Below are 18,120 nucleotides of genomic sequence, written 5' to 3'. Positions count from 1 at the left end.
ACAATACGACCGGTATCCAAAACAATGAGCTGAGGTGAGAACGTGGAGGAGTACGGAACCATCCGCATTAAGCTGGACGAACTGATTCAGAAAGCAGGCATCAGTAAAAATAAACTGAGTCATAAAGCAGAAATGCAGCGTTCACAGATCAACAACTATTGCAACAACGAGATCACGAGACTGGACATCGACGTGCTGGCAAGAATCTGCACCGTCCTGCACTGTGAGATCGGCGACCTGCTGGAGTTCATTCCGCCAGAGGAAAAGAAATAAAAAACACAAGGGAGTCTGACCAGATGGTTAGGCTCCCTTTCTATATAGAATCGAGGTGAATGGTATGGCCGCCACGCGATTGATCGCCCTGCACATCAACAAGGGCAAGAGCGTTGCCCAGTGCCTCCGGGACCGAACTGATTACGCCCAAAACCCGGAAAAGACCGAAAAAGGGGAGCTTGTCACCGCTTATGAGTGCGACCCCATGACGGCGGATCAGGAGTTCCTGCTGGCAAAACGCCAGTATGAGCACATCACCGGACGGCGGCACAAGCGGGACGTGATCGCCTACCAAATCCGGCAGTCCTTCAAGCCCGGAGAAGTGACGCCGGAAGAAGCAAACGCCATTGGCCAGGAGCTGGCCAAGAGGTTTACTAAGGGCAACCATGCCTTCATTGTAGCTACCCATACGGATCGGGCGCATATCCACAATCACATCGTATTCAACTCGACTTCCCTGGATTGTACCCGGAAGTTCCGGGACTTTCATCTGTCCTGGATGGTTTTGTCAAAGCTCAGTGACATGATCTGCCTGGAACACAAGTTGTCCGTCATCACACCGAAGCCCTATCGGGAACGCACAAAGTACAAGTACCCAGAACGCCCATCCATCCGTGACCAGATCCGCGATGACATTGATGCTGCTATGCGGCAGAAACCACAGAGCTTTCAGGAGTTGGTGGGCCTCCTTGAGCAGGCAGGATACGAGTACCAGGAAGGCAAGCATCCGGCGATTCGTGGTAAAAATCAAAAGAAGTTTATTCGGTTCAAGTCCCTGGGAGAAGGATATACCCATGAAGATTTGAGGCGCGTTTTTACCGGCGAACGAGAGCATCAGCCCCGTAAGCCCGGCAGACGAACAGAACAGCCCGTTCAGAAGATGAACCTGCTGATTGACATTCAGCAAAAGATGGAGGCGGGGAAGGGGACAGGCTATGTCCGCTGGGCGAAAGTGTTCAACCTGAAGCAGATGTCCAAAGCGCTGCTCTTTCTTCAGGAGAACGGCATTGAGAGCTTGGACCAGCTGAATGGCCGCACCACGGCCATTGTACAGCAAACAGAAGGATTGAAAGATTCAATCCGAGCCGATGAAGCTCGCCTTGCCGAGATTGCGGTGTTGCGAGGACACATTCTGAACTATGTCAAAACACGGGAGATCTATCAGGGTTATAAAGCCAGCGGATTCAGCAAGGTATATTTTGAATCTCACCGGCAGGACCTGACCCTCCACAAAGCGGCCAAGGAGGCTTTCAATGAACGAAACCTGAAGAAGCTGCCCTGCATCCGGGACCTGAACGCCGAGTATGCACAGCTTCTGGAGCGAAAGAAAAAGAACTACGCCGAGTACCGTCAGCAGAAAGCACAAATGCAGGACTGGCTGATGGCTCAGAAGATTGTATCGGTCATGCTGGATGACAAAGAACAGGAGCAAACCGAAATCCACCGACAGGAAGAAAGAAAGGCACCGGAACACAGTTAATGATTTGGCAGGCACAGCAGTTCGCATTAATGCGGCTGCTGTGCCTGCTTTTTTGTTGTTGGGGAAATATTATGGTCCAGTTGTAGTGTGGAAGTTGCTTTGATATAATAAATAAAATATGATATGTTGATTCGTCTGAATGAGATGGGATACAGTTGTGATTCTTTCTATTTAACGTGGACACGGTGTGCCGAGTGATGGAGGAAGTAAAAGTGGAACTGATCAACAACACGACAAAGACATTGCGGGATGATTTGTCGTCGGAAATAAAAAAGGGCAGCAAACTTTCGATTGCCGCCGCCTGCTTTTCGATCTATGCCTTTCAAGAGTTGAAGAAACAGCTGAAGGACATTGAAGAACTGCGATTTATCTTTACATCACCAGCATTTATTCGAGAAAAGCCGCAGAAAGAAAAGCGTGAGTTTTATATTCCGCGTCTCAATCGTGAGCGAAGCCTGTATGGCACCGAATTTGAGGTGAAACTTCGGAATGAGCTGAATCAAAAGGCAATCGCCAAAGAATGTGCAGAGTGGATTCGGAAAAAGGTTACTTTCAAATCCAATATCACGGACGAGAGCATGATGGGTTTTATCAACGTGGATGATAAAAACTATATGCCTGTCAATGGTTTTACAACAGTGGATTTGGGATGTGAGCGGGGAAACTATGCCTACAACATGGTTCAAAAAACAGAGGTTCCGTTTTCACTTGCTTACTTACAGCTCTTTGAACAGTTGTGGTCAGACAGCAATCGGATGCAAGATGTAACCGATGAGGTAATAGAGAACATCACTACGGCCTATCAGGAAAACTCGCCTGAGTTCATCTATGTGGTGACTCTGTACAATATCTTTAATGAGTTTTTGGAGGATATTTCAGAGGACAATCTGCCCAACGAGGCGACAGGATTTAAGGAAAGCAAGATCTGGTCTCTGCTCTACAATTTCCAGCGGGACGCCGCGATTGGAATCATCAACAAGCTGGAAAAGTACAATGGCTGTATTCTGGCCGATTCGGTGGGCCTTGGCAAGACCTTTACCGCTCTGGCGGTCATCAAGTATTACGAAAACCGGAACAAGTCTGTTCTCGTTTTGTGCCCCAAAAAGCTGGCAGGCAACTGGAACACCTACCGAAACAACTATAAGAACAACCCCGTATTGGAAGATCGGCTGCGGTATGATGTTCTTTTCCATACGGATTTGAGCCGTACAAGTGGCCAATCCAACGGAAACGACCTGGACCGGCTGGTTTGGAGCAACTATGACCTGGTGGTGATCGACGAATCCCATAATTTCCGTAATGGCGGCAATTTCTCCGGGGGAGAAAACGAGAAAGAAAACCGCTATGTGAAGCTGATGAACAAGGTGATCCGTCAGGGCGTAAAGACAAAAGTGCTGATGCTTTCTGCGACCCCGGTCAACAACCGTTTTGCAGATTTACGGAATCAGCTTGCGCTTGCCTATGAAGGAAATGCAGACCTGATTGATGACAAGCTGAATACATCCCACCCCATTGACGAGATTTTCCGAAACGCCCAGCGGGCCTTTAACTCCTGGAGCAAGCTCTCTGCACCGCAGCGGACGACCGAAGCTCTTTTGAAGATGTTGGATTTTGACTTCTTTGAGCTGCTGGATTCAGTCACCATTGCCCGTTCCCGCAAGCACATTCAAAAATACTATGATACTTCGGATATTGGCTCTTTCCCGATGCGGCTCAGGCCGATTTCCAAAAGCCCTCGGCTCACAGATTTGAAAGACAGCATCAACTATAACGAGATTTTTCAGCAGCTGATGCACCTGGAACTGTTCATCTATATGCCGTCTCACTTTATCCTGGACAGCAAACTCAGCAAGTATGCAGAGATTTATCAGGATAATAAGGTGAATGTGGGCTTTACCCAGGCAAGCCGCGAACAGGGCATCCGCCGACTGATGGCCATTAACCTGATGAAACGAATGGAAAGCTCGGCCTACTCCTTCAACCTGACTGTTAAACGGATTATCCATCTTATCGACGAAACACTCGAAGTTATTGACAGTTATGATAAATCCAAATCTGTCAAGGTAAGTGCGATAGAGTTGGAAGGCCTGGAGGCTTACGACTCGGACGATCAGAACAGTGAGGATTTCCTGACCATAGGCAAAAAGGTCAAAATTGAGATTGCCGACATGGATTATGTGTCCTGGCGGCGCAGTCTGGTAAGGGATCGGGAGACTCTGGAGCTTTTGACTCTGATGGTAGAAGACATTACCCCTGAGCACGATTGCAAGCTGCAGGAACTGCTGGTGCTCATTCGGGACAAGATGGAGCACCCTATCAATCCCGGAAACAAGAAGATTCTGATTTTTACCGCCTTTGCCGATACAGCGGACTATCTGTACCAGCATGTGAGCGCCTATGTAAAGAAAAATTTTGGCCTCAACACGGCCATGATTTCAGGGTCAGTGGATGGCCGGACAACCGTGCCTCGGCTGCACAGCGATATGAATACGGTGCTGACCTGCTTTTCGCCGCGTTCCAAAGATAAAGAACTCTTAATGCCGGGAGACAATACCGAAATTGATGTGTTGATTGCAACCGACTGCATCTCGGAAGGTCAGAACCTGCAGGACTGTGACTATCTCATCAACTACGACATTCACTGGAACCCGGTTCGTATTGTCCAGCGATTTGGTCGAATCGACCGAATCGGCAGTAAGAACAAGGTGATTCAGCTGGTAAACTTCTGGCCGGACGTCACTCTGGACGAGTACATCGACCTGAAGGCCAAGGTGGAGACCCGCATGAAGATTGTTGACATGACGGCGACAGGAGACGATAATCTTTTAAGTGAGGATGAAAAAACCGACCTTGAGTACCGCAAGGCACAGCTCAAGCGCCTGAAAGAGGAAGTCGTGGACATGGAGGATATGACCACCGGCATTTCCATCATGGACCTGGGCCTGAATGAGTTCCATATGGACCTGTTGGCTTATATGAAACAGTATCCCGACCTCGACAAGGTGCCCTGCGGCCTCCATTCGGTAGCAAAATCTGCTCCGGGTGCCCCGGCTGGTGTGATTTATGTGCTGAAAAATCGCTCCAATAGCGTCAATATCAATAGTCAGAACCGGCTGCATCCCTTCTATATGGTTTACATCAGCAGCGATGGAGAGGTGATCTGTGACCACCTTTCACCCAAAGAAATGCTGGATACCATGCGGTTCCTGTGTAAGGGGAAAACCGAACCTCTGCCAGAAGTGTATCGTGCCTTCAACCGGGAAACCCGGGATGGAAAGGATATGTCCCAGCTCTCTTCCCTGCTGGGAGATGCGATCGCTTCCATCATCGAGGTGAAGGAAGAAAGTGACATCGACAGCTTCCTGGGCGGCGAACAGATCAGCTTCTTATCCAATGAGATCAAGGGGCTGGATGATTTTGAGCTGATTTGCTTCCTGGTGGTACGGGATGAAACTCCGCTGCATTCTGTAAAAGACGAAATGCGGCTGGTGATTGCCGGAGGCAGGAATTTCAGGGATTATGACTGCCTGGCCAGCGCAGTAGATGGATTTATCCGAGAACTCCACACGGACAAACAAATCATTGTTGTGAGCGGCACAGCCGATGGCGCAGACCGTCTTGGTGAAGAATACGCCCGAAACCATGGAATGAGGGTGGAAGAATTTCCGGCGCATTGGGAGCTTTTTGGCAGGTCAGCTGGGCCAAAACGAAACATGGAAATGGCTCAATTCGCAGATGCCGTGATTGTATTCTGGGATGGCAAGTCCGCAGGCACCAGAAACATGATCGAATGTGCAAAGGCGGAAGGGCTTCCCTGCAAAGTGGTAAAATACGAAGATTAAACGGTAGAGGTGAACAGGATGCTGGGGCTGCCCAAGGCAACAGAACTGAATAAGAAACTGCCAAAGACCGCTGTATACGCCAAGTTTCAGATGGATACAGCGGAAAAGGCAAAGATTGATGCAGATATCTCCCGAATAACCATCGTCAATGAGGTATCTGCAACCAAAGTGAACATAGCACCTGGAGAGAAGGTTCAGGCGTTCTTTGTCCTGCAGGTGATGCTAAAGCGCCGGGAGTTCAATGAGCGGACGCTAATTGTCCTGTCCAAACTCATTCCTCAGAATATGGTGCTCCTGCTGGAGTATGACGGTCTGGCAAAACTGGCGGTGTACCACACCAAGCTGCTTCAAACCCCTTGGAAGGACCCGGACAGTCTTTCCCTTGCCGTCGAAGGTCTGACCATGGATGCCGTATGGGAGAATGTCATTGTCCAGATCGGCGGGATTCAGGTCCAGGAGGGGAATACGCTGGATCAGCAGATTGCCCAGGACGAACAAAAGGCTAAGCTGGAAAAAGAGATTGCACGTCTCCAAAAGCAGCTGTGGGCCGAGAAGCAGCCGAAGAAGAAGTTTGAGCTGAATTTCAAAATAAAAGAACTACAAAAACAACTGGAGAGGTTCTAAAGTGACGAAGAAAGAATTTATTGAATCTTACATTTCAAGATTAGAAACATGCTTGGAAAAATTCGGAGAAGGTGAGTTTTCATCAGGTGATTTATTTGATGAAATTCGTTTGATTAGAGGCATTTTTGTTGGTGAAGTGCCTGAGATTGATGATGCGCTTTTGTGGCGAGTAGCAGATCAAGATGCAGAAACGCTTATTGGAATTTTAAAACTGCACATAATTGATGAAGGAGCTAATGAAATGGAAAAATCAAATGCTACAGAGAGTGAACTTGAGAAAAGTTTTCGAGAATTAAAATTAGAATATCAAGGTGTCAAAAAAACAATAGAAGATTATACGCATGACGGAAATATCACCAATTATTTAACTCAATTGGGCGAAGGAATCAACTCAGGTGATATGGTTAAAATCAAATACTGCTTGAACGCTATATTAAAATGGTATCAAAAAAATATCTCTAGAATACATTCAAATTATCTTGTAGTTAACACTGAAAGCCATGACGAAAATATAGCAAAATTAAAGCACTTCAAAAAAGCGTTTGAAAGCACAACAGAAGATTTCTTGTTGAAGCCAAACAGACAGCCAAATAAAAATGAACCTATTATTTTCCTTAGTCATAAATCAGACGATAAAAAATATGCAGATGCACTTGAAAAGTTCATAACAGGTTTGGGCGTAAAAAACAATCAATTAATTTACACTTCACATCCACTCCATAAAATTCCGCTTGATGCCAACATATATGATTATTTAAGAAAACGCATCAACGGAAACACCTTTATGATTTTTTTGTGGTCTGATAAGTATTTGGAAAGCCCGGCTTGTATGAATGAAATGGGAGCTGCGTGGGTTATTCAAGGTGACTATACAAATATTTATGTTCCTACATTTTCGTTTGGTAATCCCAAATACAGAGAATGTGCTGTTGATACCAGCAAAATGGGTGCAGTACTGAATGGAGACGCGCACTGTAAGGCAAACATGATTGAATTAAAAAATAAGATACAACGCATTTTCAAATTGGAAAACGATGAACAAAAATCACAATATTTGTTGGATGCTTTCATCAAGGAAATTCAGGAGATAAATTAAATGGACAAACTGAAAATGCACACGCCGAATAAGGCGGATGAAAATTTCTACAAGCTGGCGGCCCTGTTCCCCAATGCCGTGACCGAGACCATCAACGAAAACGGCGAGGTGGTTCGCGCCATTGATAAGGATGTGCTGATGCAGGAGATTAGCACCACGGTAGTGGAGGGCAAGGACGAGCGCTACCAGTTCACCTGGCCGGACAAGAAAAAGTCTGTCCTTCTGGCCAATGCGCCCATCTCCAAGACCCTGCGCCCCTGCCGTGAGGAAAGTATGGGCAAGGACGGTACTCCCGGCGGCTTTGACTCCGAAAACCTTTATATTGAGGGCGATAATCTGGAGGTGCTGAAGCTGCTTCAGGAAACCTACCTGGGTAAGGTCAAGATGATCTACATCGACCCGCCCTATAACACCGGCAATGACTTTGTGTATGAGGATGATTTCGCACAGAGCACCGATGAATATCTGGCCAACAGCGGCCAGTTTGACGAGGAAGGCAACCGCCTTGTCACAAACACCGAAAGCAATGGCCGTTTCCACACCGACTGGCTCAATATGATCTATCCGCGGTTGAAGCTGGCAAAAGATTTGCTAAAAGAAAATGGAATACTCGCCATAAGCATCGATGACAGTGAAATGAATAATATGAAGAAATGTTGCGATGAAGTTTTTGGCGAGAATAACTTAATTAATGTTTTTATTTGGAATTGTTCTACTGGAGGAGGAATAAGACCAAAATTTGCAAGTAAAACGCATGAGTATATACTTGTTTATGGAAAAAACAAACAAGTGATAGAAATGATATATGCACCACTGTCTGCTGAAGCAATTAAAATGTATACACAAAGAGATGAAAAGGGACTCTATAGAAACAAGGACTTTGTATTTAAAAACAAATCACAGAATCCAAATCAAAAATATGGAATAGAGTGCCCGGATGGACAAGTGGTATATCCAAAAGAAGGATGCATATATAGATTTATATACTCCAAATTTCAAGAGGCACTGAAACAAAATGCTGTTACATTTAAAAAAACAAATACTGGTCCTCTCGTTGATGCAAATGGAGAACAAGCACACTGGAATATTTATATAAAAAAATATTTGGGTGATGCTATGGGGGCTCCATCTACTCTAATACCTAAAGAGATGATAAGTATTTACAATGCTGGCACTCAATGTGTACAAGATTTATTTGATGGCGTCCGAGTTTTTGAGAATCCTAAACCCGTTGATTTGGTGACATATTTTATTAATATGCTTTCAAGTCCTAGTGAAACTGTTCTGGATTTCTTTTCTGGTTCTGCTACCACTGCCCATGCCGTCATGCAGCTGAATGCCGAAGACGGCGGCAAGCGCAAATTCATCATGGTACAGCTGCCGGAGAAAACAGATGAAAAGAGCGAGGCATACAAGGCCGGCTACAAAAACATCTGCGAAATTGGCAAAGAGCGTATCCGCCGTGCAGGGGCAAAAATCAAGGAAGAGAACCCTATGGGCACAGTGGATTTGGATGTAGGTTTCCGTGTGCTCAAGTGCGATACATCCAACATGAAGGATGTTTATTACACACCCGACGAATATGACGCCTCCATGTATGATCTGCTAGAAGACAACATCAAGGATGACCGCACCCCGGAGGATCTGCTGTTCCAGGTGATGCTGGACCTGGGTGTGCTGCTCTCCAGCAAGATCGAGGAGACGGTGATTGCAGGCAAAAAGGTTTTCAAGGTAGAGGATAACTTCCTTGTGGCCTGCTTTGACCGTGACGTGACAAACGAGGTCATCGAGGCCATCCGCCAAGGAGAAGCCGATCTATTTTGTCATGCGTGACAGCTCTCTTTCCAATGATAGCGTCGCAACCAACTTTGATCAGATTTTTGCAACCTACAGCCCTGAGACAATAAGGAAGGTGCTATAATGGAACGACTGTCAAATATAGAATTAGGAACCTTTTCAAGACTATTCAATCGGGGCGGTTATGTATTAGACTTCTCGACCAATGACTTTGATGCTTTTACAATGTCAAGTGTTGGCGTAGCCCTTTGTGATCAATATAAAATGTCGAAAGGAAAGTCTCTATCGGCATATCTAAATGAGGCTTCAGACGAGGATAAAGTAAAGCTCTTAAAAGACTTGCTGGATTACTATGAGGAAAATTATGAAGCCGAATATCGAGCAGATTTGGAGAGCCCTCGTTACAGTGCAGAATATGAACGGCTGTATCATAAGTGCCGATCATATATGGATAAAGTATTGAATGTAGTGACTCCATTGTCATCAAATGCCGCGGCGTTGCAGCAAAAATTTTCAAGCGAATATCTTTCAAAGCAGATAGACTTAATGCTTAAGATGCAAACAGAAAATCCGACAGATGCGATTGGAAAAGCAAAGGAGCTAATAGAAAGCTGTTGTAAAACAATTCTTGAGGAACTAGGTGTAGAGTGGGACAAAAATTGGGATATAGGTAAGTTGACAGGAGAAACCTTAAAATTGCTCAATTTGACACCAAATCAGATCCCAGATAGTGATCCACTTGCAAATGAAATAAAGGCAGTTTTAGGAAATTTAAGAGGTATAACTTCAAAGTTGGCTGAAATGAGAAATGCTTATGGAAGCGGCCATGGAAAAAGCGCATCTTTTACAGAGTTGGAGGTAAGGCATGCCAAGTTGGCAGTTGGATGTAGTATTACATTTGCAACATTTTTATGGGATACATATGAAGGGATGTCTTGACATTGAAATTCAACTTTAAAATCCAGCAATACCAGACCGACGCCGTGGATGCAGTGGTCAAGGTATTTGCCGGGCAGGGGTTCCATGACCGGATTCGCTACATCCGGGACCTGGGCAAACGGACTGTCCCGGATGTGGAGCAGACCGAAATGAAGGGGACGGCAGAGGCAGACCCGGACGATGATACCGGCTACAAAAACGAAGAACTTTCCCTGACCGACGATCAGCTGCTGCAAAATATTCACAAGCTGCAAAGTGAAAACAACATCAAACTGTCCCCTGAGCTTGTGAAAAGTCTGGGGCGGTGCAGTCTGGATATTGAGATGGAGACCGGCACCGGCAAAACCTATGTCTACATCAAGACCATTTTTGAGCTGAACAAAACCTACGGCTGGAGCAAGTTCATTGTGGTGGTGCCCTCCATTGCCATCCGGGAAGGCGTGAAAAAGAGCTTCGAGATCACGGCGGACCATTTCATGGAGTATTATGGTAAGAAGGCCCGGTTTTTCATCTACAACAGCCAGAATCTGAATCAGCTGGATAACTTCTCTGCCAGTGCCGGCATCCAGGTCATGATCATCAACACCCAGGCTTTTGCATCTTCCCTGAAAGAGGACGGCAAGAGCAAGGAGGCCCGCATCATCTATTCCAAGCGGGACGAATTTGCATCCCGCCGGCCCATTGATGTGATTGCGGCCAACCGGCCCATCATCATTCTGGACGAGCCCCAGAAGATGGGCGGCGCTGTGACCCAAAAAGCACTGAAAACTTTCAAGCCATTGTTCAGCCTGAACTATTCTGCAACCCATGCGGTTCAGCATAATCTGGTCTACGTCCTCGACGCGCTGGATGCGTTCAACAAACGGCTGGTCAAGAAAATCGAGGTCAAAGGTTTTGAGGTGAAAAACCTGCGGGGAACCGACAGCTATCTGTTCCTGGAGCAGATCGTTCTTTCGCCCAAAAAGCCGCCTATGGCCCGGATCGAAATGGAGATCGGCTATAACAAGTCCATCAACCGTGAAACCCGCATCCTCGGGGTGGATGATAACTTGTATTTCATTTCCCAGAATATGGAGCAGTACAAGGGCTACACCATTTCGGAGATCGACCCGCTGCGCGGTACCGTGACCTTTACCAATGGCGTCACCATTCGGACCGGCGATGTGGTGGGCGATGTGTCCGAAACCGATATGCGCCGGATTCAGATTCGAGAGACCATCCAGTCCCACTTTGAAAAAGAGGAGCGGCTCTTTAACCTGGGCATCAAGACCCTTTCGCTTTTCTTCATTGACGAAGTGGCAAAGTATCGCCAGTATGACGAGGATGGCAACGAACAGCTGGGCGAATACGGCAAGATGTTTGAGGAGGAATACCTCCAGGCGCTGAACGAGCACCTTACTTTAGAAAAGACGCCATATCAGGAGTACCTGAGAAAAATGTGTGCAGCTCCTGCCGAAGCACACAAAGGTTATTTCAGTATCGACAAAAAGACCGGGCATAGCGTAAACAGTCAGATCAAACGCGGCAGTGAGTTTTCGGATGATATTTCGGCCTATGATTTGATTCTGAAAAATAAGGAACGTCTCTTGTCTTTTGAAGAGCCTACCCGGTTTATCTTCTCCCATTCCGCTTTGCGGGAAGGCTGGGATAACCCCAACGTGTTCCAGATCTGCACCCTCAAACATTCCGACAACCAGACCGCTAAGCGGCAGGAAGTGGGCCGTGGCCTCCGGCTGTGTGTGAATCAAGGGGGAAACCGGATGGATGCACAGAGCTGTGGAGACCAGGTGCATGATATCAATATGCTGACCGTCATTGCCAGCGAGAGTTACAGGACCTTTGTTGCAGACCTGCAAAGCGACATCAAGAAGGAACTGTACGACCGCCCCATCACCGCCACCAGCGAATACTTCAAAGGCAAGTATGTAAAGGTGGATGGAGTGCCCACGCTGATTGATGCAGAGGCAGCCAATGCAATTGAGTTCTACCTGATCAGCAACGGCTATGTGGATATGAAGCGTAAGGTGACGGATAAATACCGCACCGATGTCCAGATGGGTACCCTTGCCCCTCTGCCGGAGGAATTGGCACCCATGGCCGAAGGCGTTCACTTGCTGGTGCAGGCCGTATACGACGAGAGCGCCCTTAAGGCGATGATCACCGACGGCCACGAAACCAAGGTGAAGGAGAATCCGCTGAACGAGAACTTTGCCAAAAAGGAGTTCCAGGCGCTCTGGAAGCAAATCAATCACAAGTATGCTTACACGGTGGAGTTTGACAGCGATGAGCTGATCCAGAAGGCAATCGCGCACATCAATGACCGGCTCTTTGTTTCGGAACTCCAGTACACCACGACCGTTGGCCGCCAAAAGGATGAGATGAACGAGCATGAGCTGGGGCGAGGAGATTCCTTTGGGGGAGAGAAAACCAGAACACGGACCCTTCGCCAGGCGCATGGCGGACATCTGAAGTATGATCTGGTTGGAAAAATCGCACAGGGAACGGTGCTCACCCGGCGGACAGTCGTTGCAATTCTGAAAGGCTTGCGGCCGCAGAAACTCTATATGTTCAAGAACAACCCGGAGGAGTTTATCACCAAGATCGTGCGCCTCATCAACGAGCAGAAGGCGACCACCATCGTGGATCATATCACCTATGATACCATTGAAGGCCAGTACGATAATAATATCTTTACCATAGAAAAAAGCGCATACGACTTTGATAAGGCATTCCGCGCCACCAAAGCGATCCAGGACTATGTGTTTACGGACGGCACCGCAGAAAAAAGTGTGGAACGGCGTTTTGTACAAGATTTGGATGCAGCGGAAGAAGTCTGCGTCTATGCCAAGCTCCCGCGGGGGTTCCATATCCCTACCCCGGTGGGCAACTATTCTCCGGACTGGGCGATTGCCTTTTATGAGGGAACGGTAAAGCATATTTTCTTTGTGGCAGAAACCAAAGGAACTATGGAGACCCTTCAGCTCAAGCCCATCGAGCAGGCCAAGATCCTCTGTGCCCGCAAACTGTTCAATGAAATGTCCACCAGCCAGGTGAAGTATCACGATGTGGACAACTATCAGAGCTTGCTAAATGTGATGAAGTCGCTGTAAACTGCAATAAGAAAAAGAATCTGAACAAAGTGAAAAGCCCCGGCTGAACACAAGTGTGTTTGGGCCGGGGCTTTGTTCATCTTCTCACGCGCCGCAGCGCACAGCCTGTGATGTTCCATCACAGTTCACAGGGTTTGGGGTACGGCCCCAACAAGCATTTCGCCTTTGTATATACAAAGGCCCTGCTTGCCAAATCGTACTTGGCGAATTGAAGTTAGAAATGTCCTAAAGTAATGAACTCAACCTTCTGGAGAATCTAGTCTCAACCCATCGGGCCATCATCAGAAGCTATATAATAAGAGGAATCTTGCTCGGGTGCATCAGGAAGTTTGACTTGGTCGCCGTATTTTCAATCATGCGGGCGAGGAAATCTATACACTGATCAAAATACATTTCTTGTTCTCTATTCATAACAGTTAACTCCAACTTTTATTACCAGGTTATGATGGATTCAGTTGCATAGGGTGTCTTCGGCGAGGACATCCCGGCGGGTAGGATTAACCACAAAACTGATGCCTGCCATCTTTTTAAGCAGAGCGTCCGCATCATGCTCCAGCTTATATTCTATCTCATTCCGATAGAGGGGGATCACCTGATAGAAGTTGACTTCCTCTCCGCTGGGCAAAGTGCAGACCTCGCCGCCTGTCCAGACAATATCCTGCGGGCCCACCAGAAGTGCGCCGCAGAGCTTGGTGCCCTCTGCAAACGGCGACTGCTTATCCATTGTATGGCCAAAACCCAGCCAGGTGTCCTCTGCAATGGGCAGACGGGCCAGCACTTTCAAGAGGCCGATGGGCCAGTACCACTGTTCCTCCTTGAGGGATTCTTCATCCAGTTTCCAGTCCGGCGGCAGAGCGATGGCAAGTTCCGCCCGTTCCAGCTTGTATTCCGCCAGTTCCTCCGGCACATTCATCCGGTGAGCACCCATGCCCATCGTCACCAGCGTATAATAGTCCCGCCCCTCAGAAGGAGGAACAACGCAGATATCCACATGGATATCAGGGGAAACCAACTCATGGAACACATTTTTAAACGCGCCAAAGGTGTTTTTGATGTGCTGCTCCACCGCCGACATTTCTTCTTCGGTATAAATCTCCGGCTGATTGTTTTTCGCCGAGGACCAGATGGCATCTGCCTTTGTGCCATCCGGATTCAGGAAAATCTGAAAATATTGCTCCTCTCCCGGTTGCTGGTAGACAAGGCTGATCCGGCGGGTCTGCTCCACAAATACCGCAACCAAAGTTCCTTCCGGCTCCCCTTCAGGGGTATGGGTCAGCCATTCCCCGCTGTCCAGATACTCTTTTAGCTGCCGCAGCCAGTCAGTTCCCATCTTGGAGAGCCCGGCTTCGTTCATACGGAAGGAAAGCTCCACAAGGTGTTCCTTCACCGGATACTGAAATTCACAGCAGGGGGCGTTTTTCTCATAGCCATACCGCTCTGGGCCGAACAGTTTATAAAATGCAGCAAGCCCTGCTTCGTCCACCCGGATGCAGGCTATGGCGCGCTGTTTATCATCCGCATCCTTGTCCAGTCCCTGCTGGAGGGTCTGGTCGGCATCGGGGTTGATCCAATGGTATTCCATCTGTTCCAGGGTGGCTCCGGCTTTAATCTCTTTTTTCAAGGTCAGGAACTCATAATCGCCAGGTTCCAGCTTTAATCCCTGGTTGACGGCATCCAGCGCGCCTGCTGTATCACCAAAATGCGCCCGCAGTTTGCCCACTTGCAGCCAAATCCAGGGGTAGTCCGGTTCCTCCTGAGCGCCCCGTTCCGCATATTCCAGCGCTTCTTCCAGCCTGCCGCAGTACATCAGCGCCACAGAATACCGGTAGTACCAGGTGCCGCAGCCTGCGGCATTTTTCTCCGAATCCTTCATCCACTCTGCTGCTTGATAGTAGTGGATATAGTCATCAATGTTATTGCAAGCGAAGGCGTACCAAAGGGCGATCTGCAAATCCTGATGGGCCTGCTTTTCGCTGAATCTTCCTTCTCCTACACCATTTTTGATGAAATCCTCCAGCCATTGGAGCATTCTCCAGAAGTAGCCGGAAACCCCATCGTCAAAGGATTTCAGCGTTTCAATATCCTCAGCCGAGAGCAGGGAACCGGTGTCCTCGTGAATCTCAGGCTCCGGTTCCTTCTCGTCCAGCAGCGGCACGCCGCCCACATCCCGCCGGAAGGTATGGAAGTGGGCCCAGGGCAGACCGCTTCCCTCAAAGAATGCCTGTGCCGCGTTCAGCACGGCGGGCAGATCCCAGGCGATGAAATCCAGATACCCGCAATACAAACCAGTGGCCCCACCCAGGAAGGTCACAGCTTCCGCTCCCGCCTCTCGCAGGATGGCATCCCGCAGGTCATCTCGGAACTCCAGAACGGTTTTGCTCCGCTCCTCACCGGTAAAACTGGACAGGGGATAACAGAGGAAGCCGGCCGCGATGCCGTCCCGGTGGTATTCATCCATCAAATCACTGTGGGCGCTCATATAGTCGTTGATGAGCACCGGCAGGCGGCTGCTTCCAGCATAGACATCCAGCCGCCAGTCGGCGTCGGGGTCCTGCACCGGTTCCAGCTCATAGGCAAGATAACTGTTTTCCAGATAGTCGCTGCCGTCCCGCCAGAGGGTAAAGCCCATGGATTGCAGTAGCTCCGGCAGTTCGGAAAGGAGCTTGGCCGGTTCGTCTTTCGGCTGAGCATAAACATCAAACCCAGCAACAAAGGCGATAGCGGAAACTTCTCCGATGGTTTGATCCACCAGCATAGAGAGTGCCCACCAGACCTTGTCTGTGTCCTCCTTCAAGATCGGCGTCAGCTTTTCACAGTAAAGGACCAGACTTACCTGATGATCCTCTGTTTCCTCTGCCCACATCTGCACATCATCAGCCCGAACTTCGATCTCTCCAGCCCGCAGCTCGAACCCCTCACAGGGCTGGCGGCCTACCCAGATATTCCAATGCTCAAGCACCGATTCTGGGGCCTGCTTCTGGAAGTACACCAACGGGAACAGGCGGGAGCGAAGGCCCTCTGGACTAAGGATCAATTCATACTTTTCGCCATTGAAGCCCAGCTCGAAGGAAGTATCACGCAGGGCCGTCTTGAGTGCATTCCCGCATTTTTCAACCAGTTCTTCGCCGCGCTGGTGTGTTTCGTCCGTATCTATGATTTGACGCAGTTCTGCCTCAATCTGAGAAAAGGCTGCCCATGCTTCCTGCGTCCTTTCACGGAAGTTCTTTTCAAAGCGGGGCAGGGACAAACGACGGCGGCAATCGTTTATGTACTCCTGAGTATCTTTGTCTCCGGGGCGGGCTTTCAGGGCCTTTTCAAAGTAACGCAGGGCGGGGCCTTCCTCATCCAGACAGTAATAGGCCAAAGCGATTCGATAATTCCAGCAGTGATCTTCGGCAAAATACTCCTCATGGGGAGCCAGAAGTTCCAGCGCCTTTTCAAAAGGCTCCCGTTCTCCTATATCTGCAACGGCAATATATGCCTTGGCCAATTCGCTGTCCAGTTCCGGAGTGCGCTCCTCGGCAGGGATGGCTTCCAGGGTGTCAATTACCTCCTGCGTTTCATCCTGTTCAAACCATTGCTGGCATTGTTTCAATAAATCCATATCAGTACCTCCTTATTTTGGCTTTCTATACGGCTGTTCGATCATCTGGTAATATCACCTCTCATCTCCGGGCGATACCATTCTCCACCCGGATGTCTGCACCCGGATAACAGGACGGAAAAAGTCATAGTCATTGTGAATCTCATTATCCTCCCGAACCTCCGGTTTACAGTGAGGGGAACAGGGTAAATATCCAAGCAAAGGACCCATGCCACCGCAGACATTGCAGCCGCCGTCGCCGCCGCAGGTGGTCAATGTTTTCCCGTCTACCAGTTCCCGCTTATAGGGGTCGTAGGCAATAGACAGGCCAAAGAAGTTGGGCTGCTCCATGTCGTATGGCTTGCCCTGATCTTCCTCGCTTTCAAAGTGGTGCAGATGCATGGAGTAATCCAGTCCATCTCCCCAGGGAAACAGGGTGCGGCATCCGCCTCCGCACAGATAGGCCCACTCATCCGGCGTGGGAAGGCTGGCTGCCATCTCCCACAACAGGGATCGCTGAAACTCCGGGTAGGTCATTGGATGGCACAGCCACGCTCGCCAGCTATCACCATTGCGTTCAAAACGGACAGTTTCATGTATCTCAAAACTCTGGCTGTTCTGGTCCGCCCACTTCTGCAAGTTCTCCAGCCAGTCGGGGTGGGCGGTGATGCGTGGGTCGTTCATGGGTACGCTTTCCCAGCCGATCTCCTCCAGTTTTCTGCCCACGAACATGGGGCCGATGGTCACTTGGCGTACAGGGGTCATGCCCTGCCGGAAAAATTCTTCCGCAGTACCCTCATATTCGATTTCTGTAAAAATATCCGCCAGTTCCTCCCGGTTGGCCTTGTCCATCCCTTGGACAAAGCCCTCCCAGCCAAGGGTCACGGTATCGCCCGGGACAAAGACAAACTCCCGGCCGCCTTTTTCAAACAGGCCGGTGGTGCAGCTCTGCCCCCAGCGGGAAAAGGCGTATAGTTCCTTGAATGTCAAATAATAACGAGTCGCCAGCGTCTGCATCAGCCAGAGCTTATCGGACAGTTTCAAGGCATCAAATTGTGGGCGAAATAAATTCTCGTTCATAGCAAGTCCTCTTTCAATTTGCTCCGGCAGACTGTGATTCCTTTTCCACAAGGCGAACCGCCTCCGTCAACAGCGCGGGAAGCTGATTTGTTTCTGTCGTTTCATACTGCTGGACTGGATGCGACCAATCAAAATTATGAATGACAAAAATGATGTACCGGTCCTGATACCAGCCCATATCCAGCAGAAAGCCGTTCGGATATTCCACTTGCAGCATATCTTCTTTTTGTGTGATATCCAGAAAGATGATCTTTCCAGTGCCAAAATCCATTCTGGACCAGCTTTGCACAGCAAAA

Annotated in this window: 11 protein-coding genes; 8 read left to right on the top strand and 3 right to left on the bottom strand. The window is 48.7% G+C overall.

Annotated elements, in window-relative coordinates:
* Nucleotides 1-42 precede the first annotated feature (42 nt).
* From JCM17207_RS13340 to JCM17207_RS13305, 8 genes are all read left to right on the top strand, one after another.
* Nucleotides 43-273 (top strand): helix-turn-helix domain-containing protein, encoded by a 231-nt coding sequence (locus tag JCM17207_RS13340; protein ID WP_238318112.1) that lies wholly within the window; start codon nucleotides 43-45, stop codon nucleotides 271-273.
* A 64-nt stretch (nucleotides 274-337) separates the two neighbouring features.
* Nucleotides 338-1,753, top strand: coding sequence for a relaxase/mobilization nuclease domain-containing protein (locus JCM17207_RS13335; RefSeq protein WP_238318111.1), 1,416 nt, complete (start codon nucleotides 338-340; stop codon nucleotides 1,751-1,753).
* Between the two features lie 212 nt (nucleotides 1,754-1,965).
* Nucleotides 1,966-5,595: a helicase-related protein gene (locus JCM17207_RS13330; protein ID WP_238318110.1), complete on the top strand. Its 3,630-nt coding sequence runs from the start codon at nucleotides 1,966-1,968 to the stop codon at nucleotides 5,593-5,595.
* 18 nt (nucleotides 5,596-5,613) lie between these two features.
* A complete protein-coding gene (locus JCM17207_RS13325; RefSeq protein WP_238318109.1) occupies nucleotides 5,614-6,219 on the top strand; it encodes a DUF4391 domain-containing protein in 606 nt (201 codons plus the stop codon).
* A gap of 1 nt (nucleotide 6,220) precedes the next feature.
* A complete protein-coding gene (locus JCM17207_RS13320) occupies nucleotides 6,221-7,315 on the top strand; it encodes a toll/interleukin-1 receptor domain-containing protein (protein WP_238318108.1) in 1,095 nt (364 codons plus the stop codon).
* On the top strand, nucleotides 7,316-9,148 hold the full coding sequence (locus JCM17207_RS13315) for a site-specific DNA-methyltransferase (protein ID WP_373871972.1): 1,833 nt from the start codon (nucleotides 7,316-7,318) through the stop codon (nucleotides 9,146-9,148).
* An 87-nt stretch (nucleotides 9,149-9,235) separates the two neighbouring features.
* Nucleotides 9,236-10,051, top strand: coding sequence for an abortive infection family protein (locus JCM17207_RS13310; RefSeq protein ID WP_238318107.1), 816 nt, complete (start codon nucleotides 9,236-9,238; stop codon nucleotides 10,049-10,051).
* A 2-nt stretch (nucleotides 10,052-10,053) separates the two neighbouring features.
* Nucleotides 10,054-13,161: a type III restriction-modification system endonuclease gene (locus JCM17207_RS13305; RefSeq protein ID WP_238318106.1), complete on the top strand. Its 3,108-nt coding sequence runs from the start codon at nucleotides 10,054-10,056 to the stop codon at nucleotides 13,159-13,161.
* A gap of 451 nt (nucleotides 13,162-13,612) precedes the next feature.
* Here JCM17207_RS13305 and JCM17207_RS13300 read toward each other — a convergent pair whose 3' ends face one another.
* The 3 genes from JCM17207_RS13300 to JCM17207_RS13290 are packed head-to-tail and all read right to left on the bottom strand — an operon-like array spanning nucleotide 13,613 to nucleotide 18,113.
* Complete coding sequence (locus JCM17207_RS13300) at nucleotides 13,613-16,765, bottom strand: suppressor of fused domain protein (RefSeq protein ID WP_238318105.1); 3,153 nt, start codon at nucleotides 16,763-16,765, stop codon at nucleotides 13,613-13,615.
* Between the two features lie 54 nt (nucleotides 16,766-16,819).
* The gene (locus tag JCM17207_RS13295; RefSeq protein ID WP_238318104.1) at nucleotides 16,820-17,824 is read right to left on the bottom strand and encodes a hypothetical protein; all 1,005 of its coding nucleotides are present in this window, start codon (nucleotides 17,822-17,824) and stop codon (nucleotides 16,820-16,822) included.
* Between the two features lie 13 nt (nucleotides 17,825-17,837).
* Nucleotides 17,838-18,113, bottom strand: a complete 276-nt coding sequence (locus tag JCM17207_RS13290) for a hypothetical protein (protein ID WP_238318103.1) — start codon at nucleotides 18,111-18,113, stop codon at nucleotides 17,838-17,840.
* Between the last annotated feature and the right edge of the window lie 7 nt (nucleotides 18,114-18,120).

It is taken from the genome of Faecalibacterium gallinarum (genome assembly GCF_022180365.1).
GTDB lineage: Bacteria > Bacillota > Clostridia > Oscillospirales > Ruminococcaceae > Faecalibacterium > Faecalibacterium gallinarum.
The sequence above is the reverse complement of the archived record's forward strand: the minus strand, read 5'-3'. Positions and strand labels throughout refer to the sequence as shown.